This is a genomic window from Candidatus Borkfalkia ceftriaxoniphila, from assembly GCF_004134775.1.
Lineage (GTDB): Bacteria > Bacillota > Clostridia > Christensenellales > Borkfalkiaceae > Borkfalkia > Borkfalkia ceftriaxoniphila.
In genome coordinates this window covers 1278291-1295399 of the sequence record NZ_SDOZ01000002.1, presented here as the reverse complement: position 1 = coordinate 1295399, position 17109 = coordinate 1278291, and the positions used below count along the sequence as shown (strand labels likewise).

Below are 17109 nucleotides of genomic sequence, written 5' to 3'. Positions count from 1 at the left end.
CCTTATTTTTTAAATTCTCGCAAGTACTTTCGAAAGTTCGGGATCGCCGTAAACCGTCGCGCCCGTCGTTTCGATCGGCGTCGCGCCGTCCGCCTCGGTCACGCCCACGCCGTGGATGCAATGCCCGTTCGGCCAAAAAATCTTCGCCGTCGTCAGTTTCGCCGCCTCGCCCGTGAGCGGGTTGGAAAAGGTCGTCTGCATGATGCCCTTGCCGAACGTTTTACAGGTGTTTCCGATTTTCGAAAGGAATATATCCCCGTACCCTATCGTGCCGTAAGATATCATCGCGCCGATGAGCGCCTCGCTCGCGGACGCGCTGTTGTGGTTCGCCATCACGTAAATTTTGCTGTCCGCAAAATATTCGTCGTAGTAATTCGCTCTGGAATAATATTTTTCCTCTCTGCCGCCGCGGTATTGCGCCGTCATGACCAGATTCTTTTTTTCCTTCGCGTCCTTTAAAAGAAAATTCGAAAGCGACTGCATCACGTCCACGCTTCCGCCGCCGTTGTTGCGCAAGTCCAGAATCAGTTTGCTTTTGCCGTCGGCTTTGTACTGCTCGCACGCGTGCGCGAAACTGTCGTACGCGTTGCCGTAAAACTGCACAAGCCGCACGTACGCCGTGTCTTGGTCCAGTTCCGCGTTCCCCTCGCCGTATTTTTCCCACGCCATGCCGTTCTCGCCCTCGACGAGCGCCCAACTCGAATTGTAGGTCTGATACACCGCGTAACTTTCGGTAAACGCTTTCTTCTGCACTTCGTAAATTTTTACGTTCTCCGTATCGTCCGCGGCATCGGCGGAGGCGCGCAGATAAAAAGTCTGATTGCTCGAAATATCGTCGAGCGCCTTGGAAAGTTCGGTCGGCGTAAACGTGGAAACAAACTCTTCGCGGCTCATGCCGACGCCCGTGATATACGTGCCCTCCTCCATGCCCGCGAAAAAGGCGGGAGAGTTGACGGCGACCTTATAAATCATATTGGTATCCGCAAAAAAAGATAAGCCCGCGCCCAGTTTTTCGCCCTTGGAAGAACTGACGATCACGTCATACTCGTCGGCGGTGTAGAGCGTGGAATATTCGTCCAGCAGCCCTTCCGCGCCCGAGATCGCGGCGTTCCAGAAATCCTCGTCGGAAATATTTTCGTAATATTCGTCCTGCACCTTGTTCTTGAACCATAGAAGCGAGCGCAGCCCTTCGTCGAGCGTCAGATAATAGGTGAAAAACCCTGCAAAAAACAGCAGGACGGCCGCGGCGACGCAGCCCAGCGCAATGAGTAATTTTTTCGTTTTCGCATTCATATTTATTTCCTTTCGTTCCACCAGTCGGGCAGAAATTCTCCGAGCGTCTTGTACCGCTCTTCTTCAAGATCCGTCAAAAATTTCGTGTTTACGTTTTCGGGCGATAATTGATACAAAAATTCGCGGCAACTGCCGCAAGGCGTCATCAGATTTCCGCGCTTGTCCACGCAGACCACGCGGCGTACGACGCGTTCGCCCTCGGTGAGCATGGTGCCCGCCGCGTTGCGCTCGGCGCAGTAGCCCAGCCCGCAAAAGAGGTCGACGTTCACCCCCACGTACACTTTCCCGCCCGCGCTTTCGAGCGCCGCCGCCACCATGCCGTAGGACAAGCCGTCTTCTTCGGTGGGATTGAGCGCGGAAACCGCCCTTTCATACATTTCCCGATGCGTCATTTTGGTACCTCCGAGTAAAAAAGCGCGCATACGTAGCATATGCGCGTTCTCATTTTTTATGTCCGAATCCGCGGCGTTTTATCCGCCGCCAGCGCGAATTTTATTTTACGAGTTTAAACAAGATCGTAATGATGCGGAAGGTGACCGCGTCGGAAAATTTGCGCAGGTTCAGCCCCATCACGCGCTCGATCTTGTCCAAGCGGTACATGAGCGTGTTTCTATGCATGAAAAGATTGCGCGACGTTTCGCTCACGTTGAGGCTGTTTTCCAGAAACTCCTCGGCGGTGTTGACCATTTCCTCGTCGCGCAAGAGTTCCTTCGCTTCCTTGTCCAGCAAAACGGAAAGATAATCGCCCAGTTTGCCCTCGGGGATATCTTCGAGCATTTTGATGAGGATAAACTCGCGGTACGTGTGCACGTTGCCCTTGGAACCGAACACGCTGCTCATGCGCAGCGCCGTTGCCGCCTGCTGATAGGATACGCACGCGTCCTCGAAACGGCGGAAAGTGCCGCCAACGCCGATCTCTACGCGCAGTCCCAGTTCTTCGTACATGGAATTGGCGAGAAAAAACGCGAAATCCGCACTCGACTGATATTCGCCGTCGTCCTCGATGAACTTGACGATGACGCACTCGCGCTCGCCGATCTTCACCGCGAAATCCACGCCGTTGGTCACGTATTGCGCGGAAATGTTCAGAACTTCCGCAATTTTCTGCCCGCTGCGCACGGCGAGCACGTAAAACGGAAGTTCGGGCACGGCGTACTTGATCTTGAATTTATGCACGTCCGCGCCGCTGCAATCGCCGAGCAGGATCCGTTTGGCGTATTCTTCTTTGGAAAGGTTGCCTTCGCGCGCCGCCATGTTTTCGATGAGGTTGGAAAGCATATAGGCATAGTTCGCGGCGACGGCGCCGTCCCCTTCGATCTCGCCGAACAGGCGGTCGGTCTTGTAATAGAGTTTAAAATGCGTGCGGTGGGATTCCGTATCGGTAAATACCGTATCGAAAGAAAGTTTTACGGGGCGAAAAAACGTTCTTCCCGTCGCGGAAGCGATAAACGAGCCGTCCGACGCATATAATAATACGTCGATACCCGTATTTTCGTAGACGGTCTTTAAAATTTTCGTGAGTTCTCTGTTCATGGCGGCGCCCCTTTTCGCAAACCTTAGCGGTTTCCCGTTTATTATAGCGTATATTCCAAAAAATATCAATAAAAATTTTTTTATTGCGCGAGAAAGTCCGTAAAATTTTACCAAACGAGCACATACTGTTCATATCCCGTTCCGACGATTTGCACCGTTGTCGAATTTTCCTGTTTTTAGGGAGGAATATTTGTTTATAACTTGACACTTGGCGGGATATGTAGTAAAATTATTTATACAATAATATAGAGTTCCGCGGAAAAAGCCGATTTTTCAAAGGTATTTTCCACAGCGGCGGACGGTGCGGCGTTCCGAAAAAAACGCGCCCGCTTTCTCATTAAAATTCAATTATGGGGTACATTTATGAGTAATCAATCTGCGGCGACGGCCGCAAAAAAACAAAGCAAGGCTTTACAGCTCGTGCTTGCCCTCCTGTTTCTGGCTGGGTTTGCCGTGCTTGCCTTCCTGCCCGACGCGGCGGGATTCAAAGGCGACAGTTTTTTCGATCTCATCACAAGACTGTTTCGGGACGGAGCCGCCTCACTCGGCAAATTTGCGGGCGCGGCCATGTACGGCGTGCTCGGCTTTTACGCCGCGCTCATCGTTCTGACCGTCGTTTCTTTCTTCGTCAAGGGGAAAGGCGCGCTCGTTTTGAACTACATGAAGGCGGTCTTGGCAGTACTCGCGTTCGCGCTGTTCGCCTTAGCGCTCCGCCAGGACGGCACCGCGGGATTTGCGGCGATCTTGACCGATGTCAACGCGGTGCTCTTCTCGCTCGCGCTCGCCGTCCTCTACGTCGTCGTGCTCAACTTCTCGGCGTACGGGCGCTACGGCATCGTCAAATGCCTGCTTTTTCTCATTGCGGCGGCGTTCTTCGCGTTCTATTCCTTCGTATTCGTCAACGGGCTGAAACTTAGCGGCCTGTTCACGTTCGGGCTCGATCTCGGCGCAAAAACCAGCGAAAAGATCGCGAGTTACGCGTTTATGGCGCTCGCGTTCGGCGCTGTCGTCAACGCGGGGCTTGCGGGGCTCGACCTCATCATCCCCAGAACAGGCGCTCTGGATCTCATCCGTTCCATCGTATTTTTCATCATCGCGGCATTCGCGTTCGTCATGCTCGCGGTGTTGACTTCCTTTAAGGATATTTCCGATAATCTCGGGACCATCTGTTTCCTGGGCCTTGCCGCGTTGCAGGGCATCGTCGTGATCATCGTCAACGCGCTCAATAAGCGCGCGGCGCAACGGCGCGAGAGCGAGGACGGCGCGTTCGTCTTCGACGAGAACGACCAGATGGCGATCAAGGGCTTCGAGCCCGCGGCGGAGACCGAACCGCAGGCCGCGGAAGAAGCGCCCAAAGCGAGCAGCGCGCTCGACGACGCGGCGCAGATCTCCATCGAGGATATCGTAAACGAAACGCAGGCGGAAACGGAGACCGCGGCGAGCGCGGCGGAGGCCGAGCCGTTGGACGAGGCGCAAGAGCCCGAACCCGTAATCGAACCCCTGGAAGAAGAGCCCGCTTACGAGGGCGAACCGCAGGAAGAAAAGCCGTTCAACTTCGAACAGGCGCAGTACGACGGACAGTTCAACCGCGAATACGCGGACTTCGCGCGCAGACAAGAACAGGCGCAGGAAACGCCCCGCGAACAGGCACAGCAACAGCCGAACAACGACCGGCAGGCGCAGCAGCCGGACGGAGGTTTCGCGGGTTATCAACAGCAGCAACAACAGCAGCCGAACAGCGGCTATAACAATTATCAGCAGCAGGCGCCCTACACCTACGGACAGGGCTACGCACAGCAGTTCGCGCAAAATTACGGCATGCCCTATTTCGGCGGCGCCGTGCCCTATCTGCCCGACGCGTTCATCAACAGCCTGACGCCGCAGGAAAAAGACGAGTTCGACCGCCTGTTCATTTCCCGCATCTACGGCGAGAACAAGCGCCTTCCCATGTACCAGGTGGGCGGCGACAACCGCGAGTTTTTCTCCAAAGTGTTCGTATTCATCGGCCGTTACAGAAACGTGATATCCGACGGACTGCTCGAAAAAATTTATAACCAAAGCAATCTTTTGAAATAATTTTTGCCGTTCATAAGCGGAGCCTCTATGCAGGCTCCGCTTTTTTTGGTTTTATTTCCCCGAAAAATTTTTAAAAAATATATTTTAAAACGCTTGACAAATAATACTATGCAATGTATAGTATAACGCATAAGACAGTATTGCAAAGGAGGCGGCATTGGATACACAGTTAAAAAAAGGGCTGCTGGACGTATGCGTTCTGTCCGTTTTGAGACGGGAGGAGTCGTACGGATATAAGATCATATCCGACATAGCGCCGTACATAGAAATATCGGAATCGACGCTCTATCCCATTTTAAAGAGGCTGGAAGCGACGGGCGCGGTCACGACGCGGAGCAAAGAACACGGCGGGCGGCTCAGAAAGTATTACATGATCACCGATAAAGGAAAGCAGAAGATCAGAGAATTTATCGAGGATATCAAGGAATTCGACAAGATCTATCAATTCATATTGAGCGGAGGACGAAAATGACCAAGTACGAATGGGAACGGGAGCTGAAAAGACATATCGCCGTGCTCCCGAAAAACGAACAGGCGAGAATATTCGATTATTACAGCGAGATCTTCGAAGACCGCATCGAGGCGGGCATGCAGGAAAAAGATATCATCTATGAATTCGGCAACCCCTTCGACGTAGCCCAGAAGATCCTATCCGATTATCGGTACGAGGATTACGAAACGGTGCGTCCGCCCAGATTCCGCCCCGACCGCCCCGAAAGGGATGAAAAAAAGGCGGAGCCCGTTTTCGAAAGCGAACCCGCCGCGCCTGCCTATACCGCGCCGAAAGAGGCGCCCCGCCAGACGGCGGATTTCAGCCAAAGCGCGCCGCGCGAAGAAAAGAGTTCCTCGGGGAAATTCGGCAGATTCCTTTTCATGTTGGTCTTATACCTCTTTTTGGGAATTCCCGTCATCGCGGTCATCTTAAGCCTCGCGGCGATCGGGCTGGCGCTCGCGTTCTCCTGCATCGCCATGATGGCGGGCGGACTGGTCTACGCCGTCTATTGGGCGGTACAGATCGGCATCGCGGGATACGCCGCCTCTACCCTCGCGCTCATCGGCGCCGGGCTTGCAGTCGCCGGGCTCGGCTTCATCTTCGTCGCGCCCTGTTTCAAACTCACCAAAATCATCCTCGTCAGCGTAGGTAAAATATTCAGAGCCACATTCCGCTATATCCGTGGCAAAAAGGCGGTGAAAGCATGAGTGAAAAGAAAAAATCGGGCGCGGGCAAAGGCCTCGCCGTATTCGGCGTAATTATTCTGTTATTGGGCGCCGCCCTCTTTATTTACGGAATGTCCGTCATCGATTGGGATTTCAAGCAACTGAGCACCTTCCGTTACGAGTACCGCACGTACGAGGCGGAAAACGATGAAATCGATTCGATTTTCGTGGATTTCGACCAGACGAACGTGCGCGTGGAAATTTCCGAAACCGCGCAGAAAATTACGATTTCCTACCCCCTCACCTTCGACAGAGCAGATAAGCAAAAAACCGACGTTACCGTTTCTGCGGAAGGCGGCAAACTCACCCTGCGGGAAGAGAGCCGTTACAACTGGGCGGATCACGCGTTCAACCTGAATTGGGTATCGCCGCAGACGGTGATCACTCTGCCCTCCTCCGCTTTTGTCGATATCAACGTCAAGACGAGTTACGGCGACGTCGTGCTTGCGGGCGGTTCGTACGGTATGCTCTCTTTGGAAACGTCGTGCGGCGACGTGAAAGCGAGCGGATTTGTTGCGGATGCGGCGACCCTGAAGACCGATGCGGGCGACGTAAAGATCAACGACGCCGACATAACGAAAAAACTCGTCGCGAACACGCACATGGGCGACATAGAGGCGTACGGCGTACAGGCATACGAAATCGACCTCCATTCCGATCTGGGCGAGATCGAAGTCGAAAATCTGGACGCGCAGTCGATCAGGCTGACCTCGTCGTACGGCGACGTGAGCGGCAGTATCGAGGGCGCGGCGGAAGATTTCAAGATCGACGCCAAGACGGATCTCGGCGACAATAATCTTTCGAACCGCACGGACGGCGCCAAGTCGCTTTACGTTCACACCGCCCTCGGAGATATCGAGATCTCCTTCAACCGTTAACCCCTACTCTTCTATAAATCCATAAAAGGAAAGGGCGCGAATGTAAATTCGCGCCCTTTCCTTTTAAATACCTATATTACTTGCTGTAATTATCCAAAATAGAATTAGAAATGCAACCGTAGCAATACTTACCGAGATACCAGCAATCGCAAAAGCATTCATTGTACATTCTTGCCGTTTTGTTATACCTAATGCGGAAAATACTATACCTATTACCCCCAAAACAATGCCCGCCAAAATCATAATCCAACCGATCAGAAACGCTACGATTCCCACTATCATGCCGACCAACCCATAAATGTTCGCATTCTTTTCATTTTGACTGTTATTATCCACTTGAGAAGTCTCGGTGCGTTTATCCTCTTCTTTTGAATCCTTCTGCGACTGTTCCTTAATGATCACATCTTCCATAGACACTACTTCATGTAAACATTCAGGGCAAACCAAACAGTCTTCCTCCAACTCTTCCCCGCATTCTTTACAAATTTTCATAATATCCTCCGTTATTTTTCTTGTCCACATTTAGTATACTATAGTATTTTTAAAAAGTCAAGTATTTATATATAATAGTATTGTTATATTAGTCAATTCGGAGAAATACAATGTTAAACGATAATATAAAAAGGCTGCGCCTTTCTTTTCAAATCAGTCAAGTAGAATTGGCAAAAAAATTGGGGGTAAGCAAGCAGTGCGTATCGAATTGGGAAAACGACAACGTGCTTCCTTCTATTGAAATGCTCGTAAAACTTGCGCAAATTTTTAATGTCACGACGGACAATCTTTTAGATTTAGATTCTTCAGAAACAATCAATGTAAAAGGACTGAACGAAAAAGAAATTTCACATATCAAATGTGTGGTGCAGGATCTTTTAAATCTAAAATAACAAACGTCCCCGCTTTTGCGGGGACGTTTGTTATCGCGCTCTTTTCCTTGTTTATAAGCGTATGTAATTGTAAATGTCGATATGCGCGGCATAGTACAGGATCAGCGCGATGACGAACAATATGATCGAAATAACGCCCAATATCTGTCCCGCGCGGGAAAACGCATTTTTGCGCGTCGTTAAATTTTGTCCCGACTCGCAAGAAAAGGCGATCGCCATGATCGCAAGTATGATATTGCAGCCGCAGAAAAAGGACGCAAGCCCCAATATGAATCCCACGACGGAAGACGCGCTCTGGCGCGGCTTATCCGCCGCACCGTACTTTTCCAAGACGTCGAGCGTCTTTTCCGCGTATTCCAGGCGCAAATTTTTCGCCAACGCCCTGTCGTATCCGCAGACGGGACACATATTGCTGTCCTTTTCCAGTTCCGCGCCGCAATGCTCGCATTGAAACATATTTATATCCCCCCTATTTTCCTTTTTGCAGAAGCCCCGCTCTTTTCGAGCGGGGCTTTCCGTCCGTTATTTTTTACGGTTTACGTATTTTGTATGGAGTATCTCGTGGGCTTTGTGGGAGCCGGGAGCGCCGAAAAATTCTTTATAAAGACTGTTGACGGCGGGATTTTCGTGGCTCTTGCGGATATCGGACTTCTTGTCCTCGTCGTACAGCGCTTTGGCGCGCTTGCCCTTGATATCCACGGTGCGGCGCGTGTACGCGCTCTGAATGGGCTGTCCGCCGCCGTTGATGCAGCCGCCGGGGCAGCACATCACTTCCACGAAAGTGTAGTCGCATTCGCCCTTTCTGATCTTCTCGCACAGCGCTTTGGCGTTGGTGAGGCCCGACGCGACCGCCACTTTGACTTTGAGCCCGTTGAGGTCGTATTCCGCCTCTTTGATGCCCTGCATACCGCGCACAGCCTTGTAATCGACCGCGTCGAGGCTCTTGCCCGTAATGGTTTCCGCCGCCGTACGCAGCGCCGCCTCCATCACGCCGCCCGTCGCGCCGAAGATGACGCCCGCACCCGTGAATTCGCCCAGAGGGTTGTCGAAGGTGCCGTCGGGAAGTTCGTTGTACAAGATGCCCGCTGTGCGGATCATTTTCGCAAGTTCGCGCGTGGTGAGCACCGCGTCGATATCGGGATAGCCGCTCGCGGACTGATCGTCGCGCGTGCGCTCGAATTTTTTCGCTGTGCAGGGCATCACGCCGACCACGTAAATATTTTTGGGGTCGATGCCCTCTTTCTGCGCGTAATAGGTCTTGACCGTGGCGCCGAACATCTGCATGGGCGATTTGCACGAAGAGAGATTGGGGATCAGTTCGGGATAGTAATATTCCACATAGCGGATCCAGCCGGGCGAGCAACTCGTGAACATGGGCAGTTTGCCGCCCTCTTTGACGCGCTCGACGAGTTCGTTCGCCTCTTCCATGATGGTGAGGTCGGCGGCGAAGTTGACGTCGAACACCTTGTCGAAGCCGAGCATACGGAGCGCCGTGAACATTTTGCCCTCGGTATTGGTGCCTACGGGGTTGCCGAACTCTTCGCCGATAGCGGCGCGGACGGCGGGCGCGGGCGCCACGACGACAACCTTTTCGGGGTCTGCGATCGCTTCGCGCACGTTGTCGATCTCCTCGCGCTCGTGCAGCGCGCCCGTCGGGCACACCGCGATGCACTGACCGCAGGCGACGCAGGGAACGTCCGCGAGGTCGCTTTCGAACGCGCAGCCGATATGCGTCTTGAATCCGCGGCGGCTGGGCGCGATGACCGCGACCTGCTGCACGCTCTTGCACGTGGCTACGCAGCGGCGGCAGAGAATACATTTTTCATTGTCGCGCACGAGATAGGAAGTGGATTCGTCGGGTTCGGACAGGTTGCGCTCGCCCTGGAAAGCGGCGGCGTCGCACCCGTATTCGTTGGAAAGCGTCTGCAATTCGCAGTTGGTGCTGCGCACGCACGACAGGCATTCCTTTTTATGGTCGGACATTAAAAGTTCGATAGTCGTCTTTCTCGACTTTCTCACCTTTTCGGTGTTGGTGAAAACTTCCATGCCCTCGTTGACGGGATACACGCAGGAAGCGACGAGGCTTCTCGCGCCCTTGACTTCGACGACGCACACGCGGCACGCGCCGATCTCGTTGATGTCTTTCAAATAGCACAGGGTGGGGATATTGATACCTACGCTCTTAGCCGCGTCCAGAATCGTGGTGCCCTCTTTGACCTGCACGGGAATATTGTTGATCTTTAAATTAACCATTGTCTTTTCTCCCCCTTTACGCCTTTACGATCGCGCCGAACTTACATTTTTCCATGCAGACGCCGCATTTGATGCACTTGCCCGTATCGATGACGTGAGGATTTTTCACCGTGCCCGAGATCGCGCCCACGGGGCAGTTTCTCGCGCAGAGCGTACAGCCTTTGCACTTGTCCGCGACGATGCGGTACTGCAACAGTTTTTTGCAGACGCCCGCGGGACATCTCTTTTCCTTGACGTGCGCTTCGTACTCGTCCCTGAAATAATGCAGGGTGGAGAGCACGGGGTTAGGCGCCGTCTGGCCGAGGCCGCAAAGGGAATTTTCTTTGATATAATAGCACAACTCTTCCATCTTATCCAGATCTTCCATGGTCGCGGTGCCGTCGGTCACTTTGCACAAAAGTTCGTAAAGGCGCTTGGTACCCACGCGGCAGGGCGTGCACTTACCGCAACTTTCGTCCACGGTGAATTCGAGGAAGAATTTGGCGATATCGACCATGCAGTTGTCTTCGTCCATGACGATGAGGCCGCCCGAACCCATCATGGAGCCGATGGCGATCAGGTTGTCATAGTCGATGGGCGTATCGATGAGGTGCGCGGGGATACAGCCGCCCGAGGGGCCGCCCGTCTGCGCCGCCTTGAATTTTTTGCCGTTGGGGCAGCCGCCGCCGATATCGTAAATGATCTCTCTGAGCGTGGTGCCCATGGGGATCTCCACGAGTCCCGTATTGTGTATTTTTCCGCCGAGCGCGAACACCTTTGTGCCGCGGCTCTTGGGCGTGCCGATGGAGGAGAACCAATCCGCGCCCTTCAAGATGATTTGCGGCACGTTGGCGTAGGTCTCCACGTTATTGAGAATGGTCGGTTTGCCGAACAGTCCCTTGACCGCAGGGAACGGGGGACGGGGACGCGGCTCGCCGCGGTGCCCTTCGATAGAGGTCATCAGCGCCGTTTCTTCGCCGCAGACGAACGCGCCCGCGCCGAGACGGATATCCAGATCGAAACAGAAATCCGTTCCGAAAATGTTCTTGCCCAAAAGCCCGTACTCTCTCGCCTGCTGAATGGCGATCGTCAATCTCTGCACCGCGATGGGATATTCCGCGCGGATATATACGTAGCCCTGGTCGGAACCGATGGCGTAGGCGGCGATCGCCATCGCCTCGATGACGGCGTGCGGGTCGCCTTCCAGAATGGAACGGTCCATGAACGCGCCGGGATCGCCCTCGTCCGCGTTGCAGCAGACGTATTTTTTATCGCCCTTGGAGGCTCTGGCGAACTGCCATTTGCGCCCCGTGGGGAAGCCCGCGCCGCCGCGGCCGCGCAAGCCCGACTTGGAAATTTCCTCGATGACTTCTTCGGGCGTCATTTCCGTGAGCACTTTGCCTAGCGCCTGATAACCGTCGTAGGCGATGTATTCTTCGATTTTTTCGGGATTGACCACGCCGCAGTTACGAAGGGCGAGGCGCATCTGTTTTTTATAGAATTGCGTATCGTTGAGCGCCTTGATATTGCCGTCGTCCCCCACCGTTTCGGTGTAGAGAAGCCGCGTTACGATACGCCCTTTCACGATATGCTCGGCGATGATCTCGTCCACGTCCTCCACTTTCACCTGTGAATAGAAGGCGCCTTCGGGATAGACGATCATGATGGGACCGAGCGCGCAAAGTCCGAAACAGCCAGTTTTCGTCACGTGCACTTCGCTTTCCAGCCCCTCGCGTTTGATGCCCTCCACGAGTTTATCGTATATTTTCATAGAATTGTTGGAGGTACAGCCCGTACCGCCGCAAACCAAAATGTGTGTCCTGAACATGAAAACTCCTCCGCGTTATTTCTCCGCGATCAAAAACTCTTTGACCGCGTTGCCGTTGACGACGTGCTCGGCAACGACTCTTCGCGCCTTTTCGGGAGTCATCAAAACATACGTATATTTTTCCCCGTTCTTAAATACTTCCACAATGGGCTCTAACCTGCAAAGCCCGATGCAGCCCGTCTGCGAAATGCTGACGTTGTGCAGTTGCCGTTTATCCGCTTCGTCCAAAAGCGCGCCGAGAACGGGGCGCGCGCCCGCGGCGATGCCGCAGGTCGCCATACCGACCTTGACGACTACTTCGTCGTCGCCCGCGACGGCACGGTTGTCCGTGGCCGATTTCATTTTATCGCGCAGGGCTTTGAGTTCTTCCAAACTCTTCATAACTTACCTCCGTAAACACTGACTAAATTTTCCTGAATATACTCTTTGAGATATGCTCTCACTTCGGGATCCGTTAAGGAGATATCCCCCAAAATTTCTTTGATCTCGCGCGTGTCGAGCACGCCCGTTTGTTCCCCGTCGGAAACGGTGATATAAAAGTCCACCCGCTCGTTCATCGTGACCATCTGCAAAACGACGCCGCCGAAATCGCCCAGCGGCATTCTGTCGATATGTCCGATGCGATAGGTCGCCTCTACCCTTGTGCCCTCGCCCCTTTTCGATTCGATGGAAAAGGCGCCGCCCGCGCTCTCGGCCGAAAAACGGAAGAGCGGCAGCCCCAATCCCACGTTTCGCGTCGTGCGCGAGGTAGTAAAGGGGTCGCAGGCCTTTGCAAGCGTCGTTTCGTCCATGCCGCAGCCGTCGTCCTCGATACAAATGGAAAGAAAATCATCGCATAACCGCACGGTCAGAGCAACTTTCACGAGTTTCGCGCCCGCGGCGAGCGAATTTTCCACGATATCGAGCACGTTGAGAGCAAGTTCGCGCATCAGTCGTTATATTTCGCGAGGATGGATTCCACTTCGTCCACCGTCACTTTGCCGTATACGTCGTCGTTGACGGTCATGACGGGCGCAAGCCCGCAGCAACCGATGCAGCGCGTGGCGTCCAAAGAAAATTTCAGATCGTCCGTACATTCCCCGCCCGATATTTTCAGCGAATCGCAAACCTTTTGATACACTTCGCCCGAACCTTTCACGTAGCAAGCCGTACCCAGGCAAACGCCCACTTTATAGCGGCCCTTGGGGTACAGCGAAAACTGCGCGTAAAACGTGGCGACGCCGTAAACTTCCGCCAATGATACGTCGAACGCGTCCGCGACCATCTGCTGCACGGCTTCGGGAAGATATCCGTAGATCTCCTGCGCCTTTTGCAGGGCGGCGATCAAAAGCCCTTCGCCGCCGCTTTCTTTGAGCGCGGCGAGTTCGCTTTTCAAGCACTCTTCCTGCTCTTTCGTGCCGTTGAAGGGCACGTCGATTTTTTTAGCCAACCTCATCTACCTCCGATTTTTGCGGCGGATGGAAAAAGACAATCCGCCCATTTTATTCAATGCTTTTATTTTATCATATTCCGAAAAAAATTTCAATATATCTTGCCGTTTTCTAAAATATAATTTTTCCCAAAATTCCGCACGTTCCGACAAAAAAACAAGCCGAAATTTTTTTCGGCGTTCGTTTTTTACGCAAAAACTCTGCTCCGCGCCGTCCAATTTTTCAACGGCTTGACAAATCGTGAAAATTGTGTTATTCTATAAGGACTTTCATACGGGCGAGACTTTTAGTATTTTTTCCGCCCGTTTCAATTCCAAAGGAGGTGAATCAAATGAACTACACCGAGTACATGGAATATCTTACCAAAAAATACGGTCAGGATATTGCAGAACTTACGAAAGCCGCTTCCAAAAGCGACGTGATCAACCCCAAACTGTACGAAAAGTACGACGTGAAGCGCGGCCTTCGCGACATCAACGGCAACGGCGTGATCTGCGGTCTGACGGAAATATCCGAAATTACCGCGTTCGGCAAGGACGCGGAAGGCAACAAGGTGCCCGTAAACGGAGAACTCTATTATCGGGGCGTGAACATCCGCGATTTCGTCAAGGGCGCGGCGGGCCGTAGATTCGCATTCGAAGAGGCGACTTATCTTCTTTTATTCGGGCATCTCCCCTCGAAGGAGCATCTCGAACGTTTTTGCGAACTTTTGGGCGATCTTCGCGTGCTGCATCCCAATTTCGTGCGGGATATCATTATGAAGGCCCCCTCCAAGGATATGATGAATATGCTCGCGCGCTGCGTTCTCAGCCTCTATTCGTACGATCCGAAAGCGGACAACACTTCGCGCCGCAACGTGATGCGCCAGTCGCTCCATCTCATCGCGCAGTTCCCGCTTCTGTGCGTCTATTCGCAGAAAGCGTACAACTACAACAACAGCGACGCGTCGCTTTGCATCCACAAGCCGAAAAAGGAACTTTCCACCGCGGAGACCATCCTCTACACCCTGCGCGACGACATGAAGTTTTCCCAACTGGAAGCGCAGGTCTTAGACCTTTGCCTCGTTCTGCATGCCGAACACGGCGGCGGCAATAACTCCACGTTCACGACGCACGTGGTCACGTCCTCGGGAACGGACACCTATTCTTCGGTGGCGGCGTCCTTGGGCTCGCTCAAAGGACCCAAACACGGCGGAGCCAACATCAAAGTGTGCGAGATGTTCGACGCCATCAAAGAAAACGTGCCCGATTTCGAACGCGGCAAACTCACGGATTACATTGCTAAGATCCTCGACAAGGAGGCGTTCGACAAAACGGGTCTCGTGTACGGCATGGGGCACGCAGTCTATTCGCTTTCCGACCCCCGCGCGGACATTTTAAAGGAATTCGCGGAAAAACTCGCCGTGGAAAAGGGCATGGAGAAAGAATACGAAATGCGCAAGTCGGTCGCGGATATCGCCGCCGAACTGATCGCGGAAAAGCGCAAGATATACAAGGGCGTCAGTCCCAACGTAGACTTCTATTCGGGATTCGTATACGATATGCTGGGGCTGCCGCGCGAACTGTATACGCCTCTGTTCGCCGTGGCGCGCATCGCGGGCTGGTCGGCGCACCGCATCGAGGAACTGACCAACGGCGGCAAGATCATCCGTCCGGGATATCAGGCAGTCGCCAAGCGGCAGAAATACGTTCCTTTGGAATCGAGAAAACTCGATCAATAAAAAAAGCGTTCCGCAAAAATCATGCGGAACGCTTTTTTTGATCACAAATATTCGGCGATTTCGTTTAAACTTTCCGCCACCGCCTCGGCGCGGTCGCAGGAAGTTTCCGCCTGTTCGGCGGTCGCCTCTCCGCTTAAAACCAAAAGAGTACGGAACCCGTTGTTGACGCCGAAGCGGATATCGGTATTCAGCCTGTCCCCCACCATGACGATGCGCTCTTTGGGCGCAGAAAGTTTGCGCCGCACGCAGTCGCCCATGACGGTGTACGGCTTTCCGCAGATCACGTCGGGCAGGCGTTTGCAGGAAGTTTCGAACAATTTCAGAAAGGATCCCACGTCGGGCCAGGAAACGCCGTCGGCGGGACACACCGCGTCGGGGTGCGTGGCGACGTAAAACGCGCCCTTGACGAGAAATTCATTGCATTTGCGGATCTTTTCAAAGGTGAGAGCCGTGTCGTAGGCGAGCACGCAGACGTCGGGCGATTCCTCGCAGAGCGCAATGCCCGCGCGCAAAAATTCTTCGCGCAGCGCCTCGGTGCCGACAAGGTACACGCGCTTTCCCGCGTGGGTTTCTTTGAGATATTCCGCCGCCGCCATCCCGGAGGTATAGACGCTGTCGCGCTCGTCCCAAAAGTGCAGGCGGTCGAGTTTGCGTATATATTCTTCGGCGCTTTTAGAAGAATTGTTGGTGAGATAGACGATGGATTTCCCCGCCCCGCGCATTTTTTGCAGGGTATTTTGCATATCTCCGATCGGGCGCTCGCCCAAATACACGGTGCCGTCCATATCCAGAAGGAATACGTCGCACTCCCGCGCGATACGGGCAAGATTTTCATTTTTCATAAGTAAATCTATCCTTGCATTTTTATGTAAGCAATCCGAAATCCCGCATGAGCGCGGGAACGGACAGCATGTCGGAAAGTTCCGCCGCCGCGGAAAACGCCTCGTGCGCGCGCACCGCGTCGATCGCAGGCGCCTTTGCGCCCAGGGCGTAGAGTCCGCTCTTTACCCGTTCGGTATAGACCGCAACGCTCTGCGCCTTGCGGCAAAATACCGCGCGGCTCTCCGTAAACACCTCGGCGAGCGCGTCCGTGCGCTTTGCCGTAGGGACTTTGTTTTTGAGAAAGAGCGCGCGTTCATCCTCTCCCGCGTATGCCGCCGCAATGCGGATACGGCGCGCGTAATCGGGCACGTAAAAGGCGCGCGGTTTCGCCGCCTGAAAGAAATGGCGGTATCGCTCCAAGAGATAACAAAAGGAAAAAAGCGCCGCCGAACCGCCCGTACAGCCGCATTTTTTACAGAGCAACCTCGAAAAAATTTCCGCGGCGGTGCGTTTTTTTCTGCGGCTCAGAAAGAGCGCGAGATCCGCGGACAATGACAGCAGTTCTCTTTGAAAATTCTGCCCCGTGAAATCGGCGAGCCGCACGGCGTCCTCGAAGAACCTGTGATACGGCGCGGAGGCGTCGCCGCCGCCCGCAAAGACGGAATGCGCCTCGCAGTCGAATGCGGAGAGCGCGCAAAGGCACAGCTTTCCGTACGCCGCGTCGTACGAGCCGATACGCGAAAGATCGCAATAGACCGCGTCGGGCGCATCTGCGGGATAGCGGGAAAAGCCGCCGCTCACGAACAGCCGCACGGGATTTTCGAACGCGGCGGAAAGATCCGCATGATCGGGCACGACTATACAGTACGCGCCCCTGAGGGTGCAAAAATACCGCGCCGCACAAAACGCGCCTTTCCCCACCGCGATCGCGGCGCGCACGTCGTCGGGAAGGGAAAAAAGCCCCGAGGCGTTGTCGCCTTCGCCCGCGACGACGCAGAAACATTCGAATCCTTTGAGCGCCGCGCGGATGGTCTGCACGGCGGGGAAGTTGGATTCGCCGTCGGCGATCAGCGCCACTTTCCCGCAGGGTATGTAGCCGCGCAAGAGTTTCGCGACGTCGCAGAGCGGTCCGAAAACGATATCCGTATCGGCCGCTTCATTTTTTTGTAAATTCAAAGCGCACATAAAGACTCCT

18 protein-coding genes are annotated in these 17109 nt (G+C 53.9%); 6 read left to right on the top strand and 12 right to left on the bottom strand.

Features of this window, described 5'->3' with window-relative positions; all coding sequences use genetic code 11:
* Positions 1–9: 9 nt before the first annotated feature.
* The 3 genes from ESZ91_RS06040 to ESZ91_RS06030 all read right to left on the bottom strand — a co-directional run bounded on the left by ESZ91_RS06040 (position 10) and on the right by ESZ91_RS06030 (position 2826).
* Entirely contained in the window at positions 10–1293 is a 1284-nt protein-coding gene (locus ESZ91_RS06040) for a S41 family peptidase (protein WP_129225131.1), read from the bottom strand.
* A 2-nt stretch (positions 1294–1295) separates the two neighbouring features.
* Positions 1296–1685, bottom strand: a complete 390-nt coding sequence (locus ESZ91_RS06035) for a cytidine deaminase family protein (RefSeq protein ID WP_161971076.1) — start codon at positions 1683–1685, stop codon at positions 1296–1298.
* 100 nt (positions 1686–1785) lie between these two features.
* Positions 1786–2826 (bottom strand): PucR family transcriptional regulator, encoded by a 1041-nt coding sequence (locus tag ESZ91_RS06030; protein ID WP_129225127.1) that lies wholly within the window; start codon positions 2824–2826, stop codon positions 1786–1788.
* 363 nt (positions 2827–3189) lie between these two features.
* Between ESZ91_RS06030 and ESZ91_RS06025 the strand changes: the two genes are divergently transcribed.
* The 4 genes from ESZ91_RS06025 (at position 3190) to ESZ91_RS06010 (ending at position 6998) form a co-directional block, all read left to right on the top strand.
* On the top strand, positions 3190–4902 hold the full coding sequence (locus ESZ91_RS06025; protein WP_129225125.1) for a hypothetical protein: 1713 nt from the start codon (positions 3190–3192) through the stop codon (positions 4900–4902).
* A gap of 157 nt (positions 4903–5059) precedes the next feature.
* Entirely contained in the window at positions 5060–5374 is a 315-nt protein-coding gene (locus ESZ91_RS06020) for a PadR family transcriptional regulator (RefSeq protein WP_129225123.1), read from the top strand.
* The gene (locus tag ESZ91_RS06015; protein ID WP_129225121.1) at positions 5371–6102 is read left to right on the top strand and encodes a DUF1700 domain-containing protein; all 732 of its coding nucleotides are present in this window, start codon (positions 5371–5373) and stop codon (positions 6100–6102) included. The genes ESZ91_RS06020 and ESZ91_RS06015 overlap by 4 nt, the downstream gene beginning before the upstream one ends.
* The gene (locus tag ESZ91_RS06010; RefSeq protein ID WP_129225119.1) at positions 6099–6998 is read left to right on the top strand and encodes a DUF4097 family beta strand repeat-containing protein; all 900 of its coding nucleotides are present in this window, start codon (positions 6099–6101) and stop codon (positions 6996–6998) included. The genes ESZ91_RS06015 and ESZ91_RS06010 overlap by 4 nt, the downstream gene beginning before the upstream one ends.
* 63 nt (positions 6999–7061) lie before the next feature.
* On the opposite strand, the gene ESZ91_RS06005 is transcribed toward ESZ91_RS06010, so the two are convergent.
* Positions 7062–7490 carry a DUF4190 domain-containing protein gene (locus tag ESZ91_RS06005; RefSeq protein ID WP_129225117.1) on the bottom strand — a complete coding sequence of 143 codons (429 nt, stop codon included), beginning with the start codon at positions 7488–7490 and terminating at the stop codon, positions 7062–7064.
* 110 nt (positions 7491–7600) lie between these two features.
* Here ESZ91_RS06005 and ESZ91_RS06000 point away from each other — a divergent pair, with 110 nt between their 5' ends.
* Positions 7601–7882 (top strand): helix-turn-helix transcriptional regulator, encoded by a 282-nt coding sequence (locus ESZ91_RS06000; RefSeq protein ID WP_129225115.1) that lies wholly within the window; start codon positions 7601–7603, stop codon positions 7880–7882.
* 51 nt (positions 7883–7933) lie between these two features.
* Here ESZ91_RS06000 and ESZ91_RS05995 read toward each other — a convergent pair whose 3' ends face one another.
* The 6 genes from ESZ91_RS05995 to ESZ91_RS05970 all read right to left on the bottom strand — a co-directional run bounded on the left by ESZ91_RS05995 (position 7934) and on the right by ESZ91_RS05970 (position 13377).
* Positions 7934–8338, bottom strand: coding sequence for a hypothetical protein (locus ESZ91_RS05995; protein ID WP_129225113.1), 405 nt, complete (start codon positions 8336–8338; stop codon positions 7934–7936).
* Between the two features lie 66 nt (positions 8339–8404).
* Positions 8405–10135, bottom strand: a complete 1731-nt coding sequence (locus tag ESZ91_RS05990; protein WP_129225111.1) for an NADH-dependent [FeFe] hydrogenase, group A6 — start codon at positions 10133–10135, stop codon at positions 8405–8407.
* A 16-nt stretch (positions 10136–10151) separates the two neighbouring features.
* On the bottom strand, positions 10152–11942 hold the full coding sequence (locus ESZ91_RS05985; protein WP_129225109.1) for an NADH-quinone oxidoreductase subunit NuoF: 1791 nt from the start codon (positions 11940–11942) through the stop codon (positions 10152–10154).
* A 15-nt stretch (positions 11943–11957) separates the two neighbouring features.
* The gene (locus ESZ91_RS05980) at positions 11958–12323 is read right to left on the bottom strand and encodes a (2Fe-2S) ferredoxin domain-containing protein (RefSeq protein WP_129225107.1); all 366 of its coding nucleotides are present in this window, start codon (positions 12321–12323) and stop codon (positions 11958–11960) included.
* Positions 12320–12871: an ATP-binding protein gene (locus ESZ91_RS05975; RefSeq protein WP_201270860.1), complete on the bottom strand. Its 552-nt coding sequence runs from the start codon at positions 12869–12871 to the stop codon at positions 12320–12322. The genes ESZ91_RS05980 and ESZ91_RS05975 overlap by 4 nt, the downstream gene beginning before the upstream one ends.
* On the bottom strand, positions 12871–13377 hold the full coding sequence (locus tag ESZ91_RS05970; protein WP_129225103.1) for an NADH-quinone oxidoreductase subunit NuoE family protein: 507 nt from the start codon (positions 13375–13377) through the stop codon (positions 12871–12873). Before ESZ91_RS05970 ends, ESZ91_RS05975 begins: the two co-directional genes overlap by 1 nt.
* A gap of 326 nt (positions 13378–13703) precedes the next feature.
* On the opposite strand from ESZ91_RS05970, the gene ESZ91_RS05965 reads away from it, so the two are divergent.
* Complete coding sequence (locus ESZ91_RS05965; protein ID WP_236082715.1) at positions 13704–15092, top strand: citrate/2-methylcitrate synthase; 1389 nt, start codon at positions 13704–13706, stop codon at positions 15090–15092.
* A gap of 41 nt (positions 15093–15133) precedes the next feature.
* On the opposite strand, the gene ESZ91_RS05960 is transcribed toward ESZ91_RS05965, so the two are convergent.
* Positions 15134–15934 carry an HAD-IIA family hydrolase gene (locus tag ESZ91_RS05960; RefSeq protein WP_129225101.1) on the bottom strand — a complete coding sequence of 267 codons (801 nt, stop codon included), beginning with the start codon at positions 15932–15934 and terminating at the stop codon, positions 15134–15136.
* Positions 15935–15956: 22 nt separating this feature from the next.
* The gene (locus tag ESZ91_RS05955) at positions 15957–17090 is read right to left on the bottom strand and encodes a hypothetical protein (RefSeq protein ID WP_129225099.1); all 1134 of its coding nucleotides are present in this window, start codon (positions 17088–17090) and stop codon (positions 15957–15959) included.
* Positions 17091–17109: the final 19 nt, after the last annotated feature.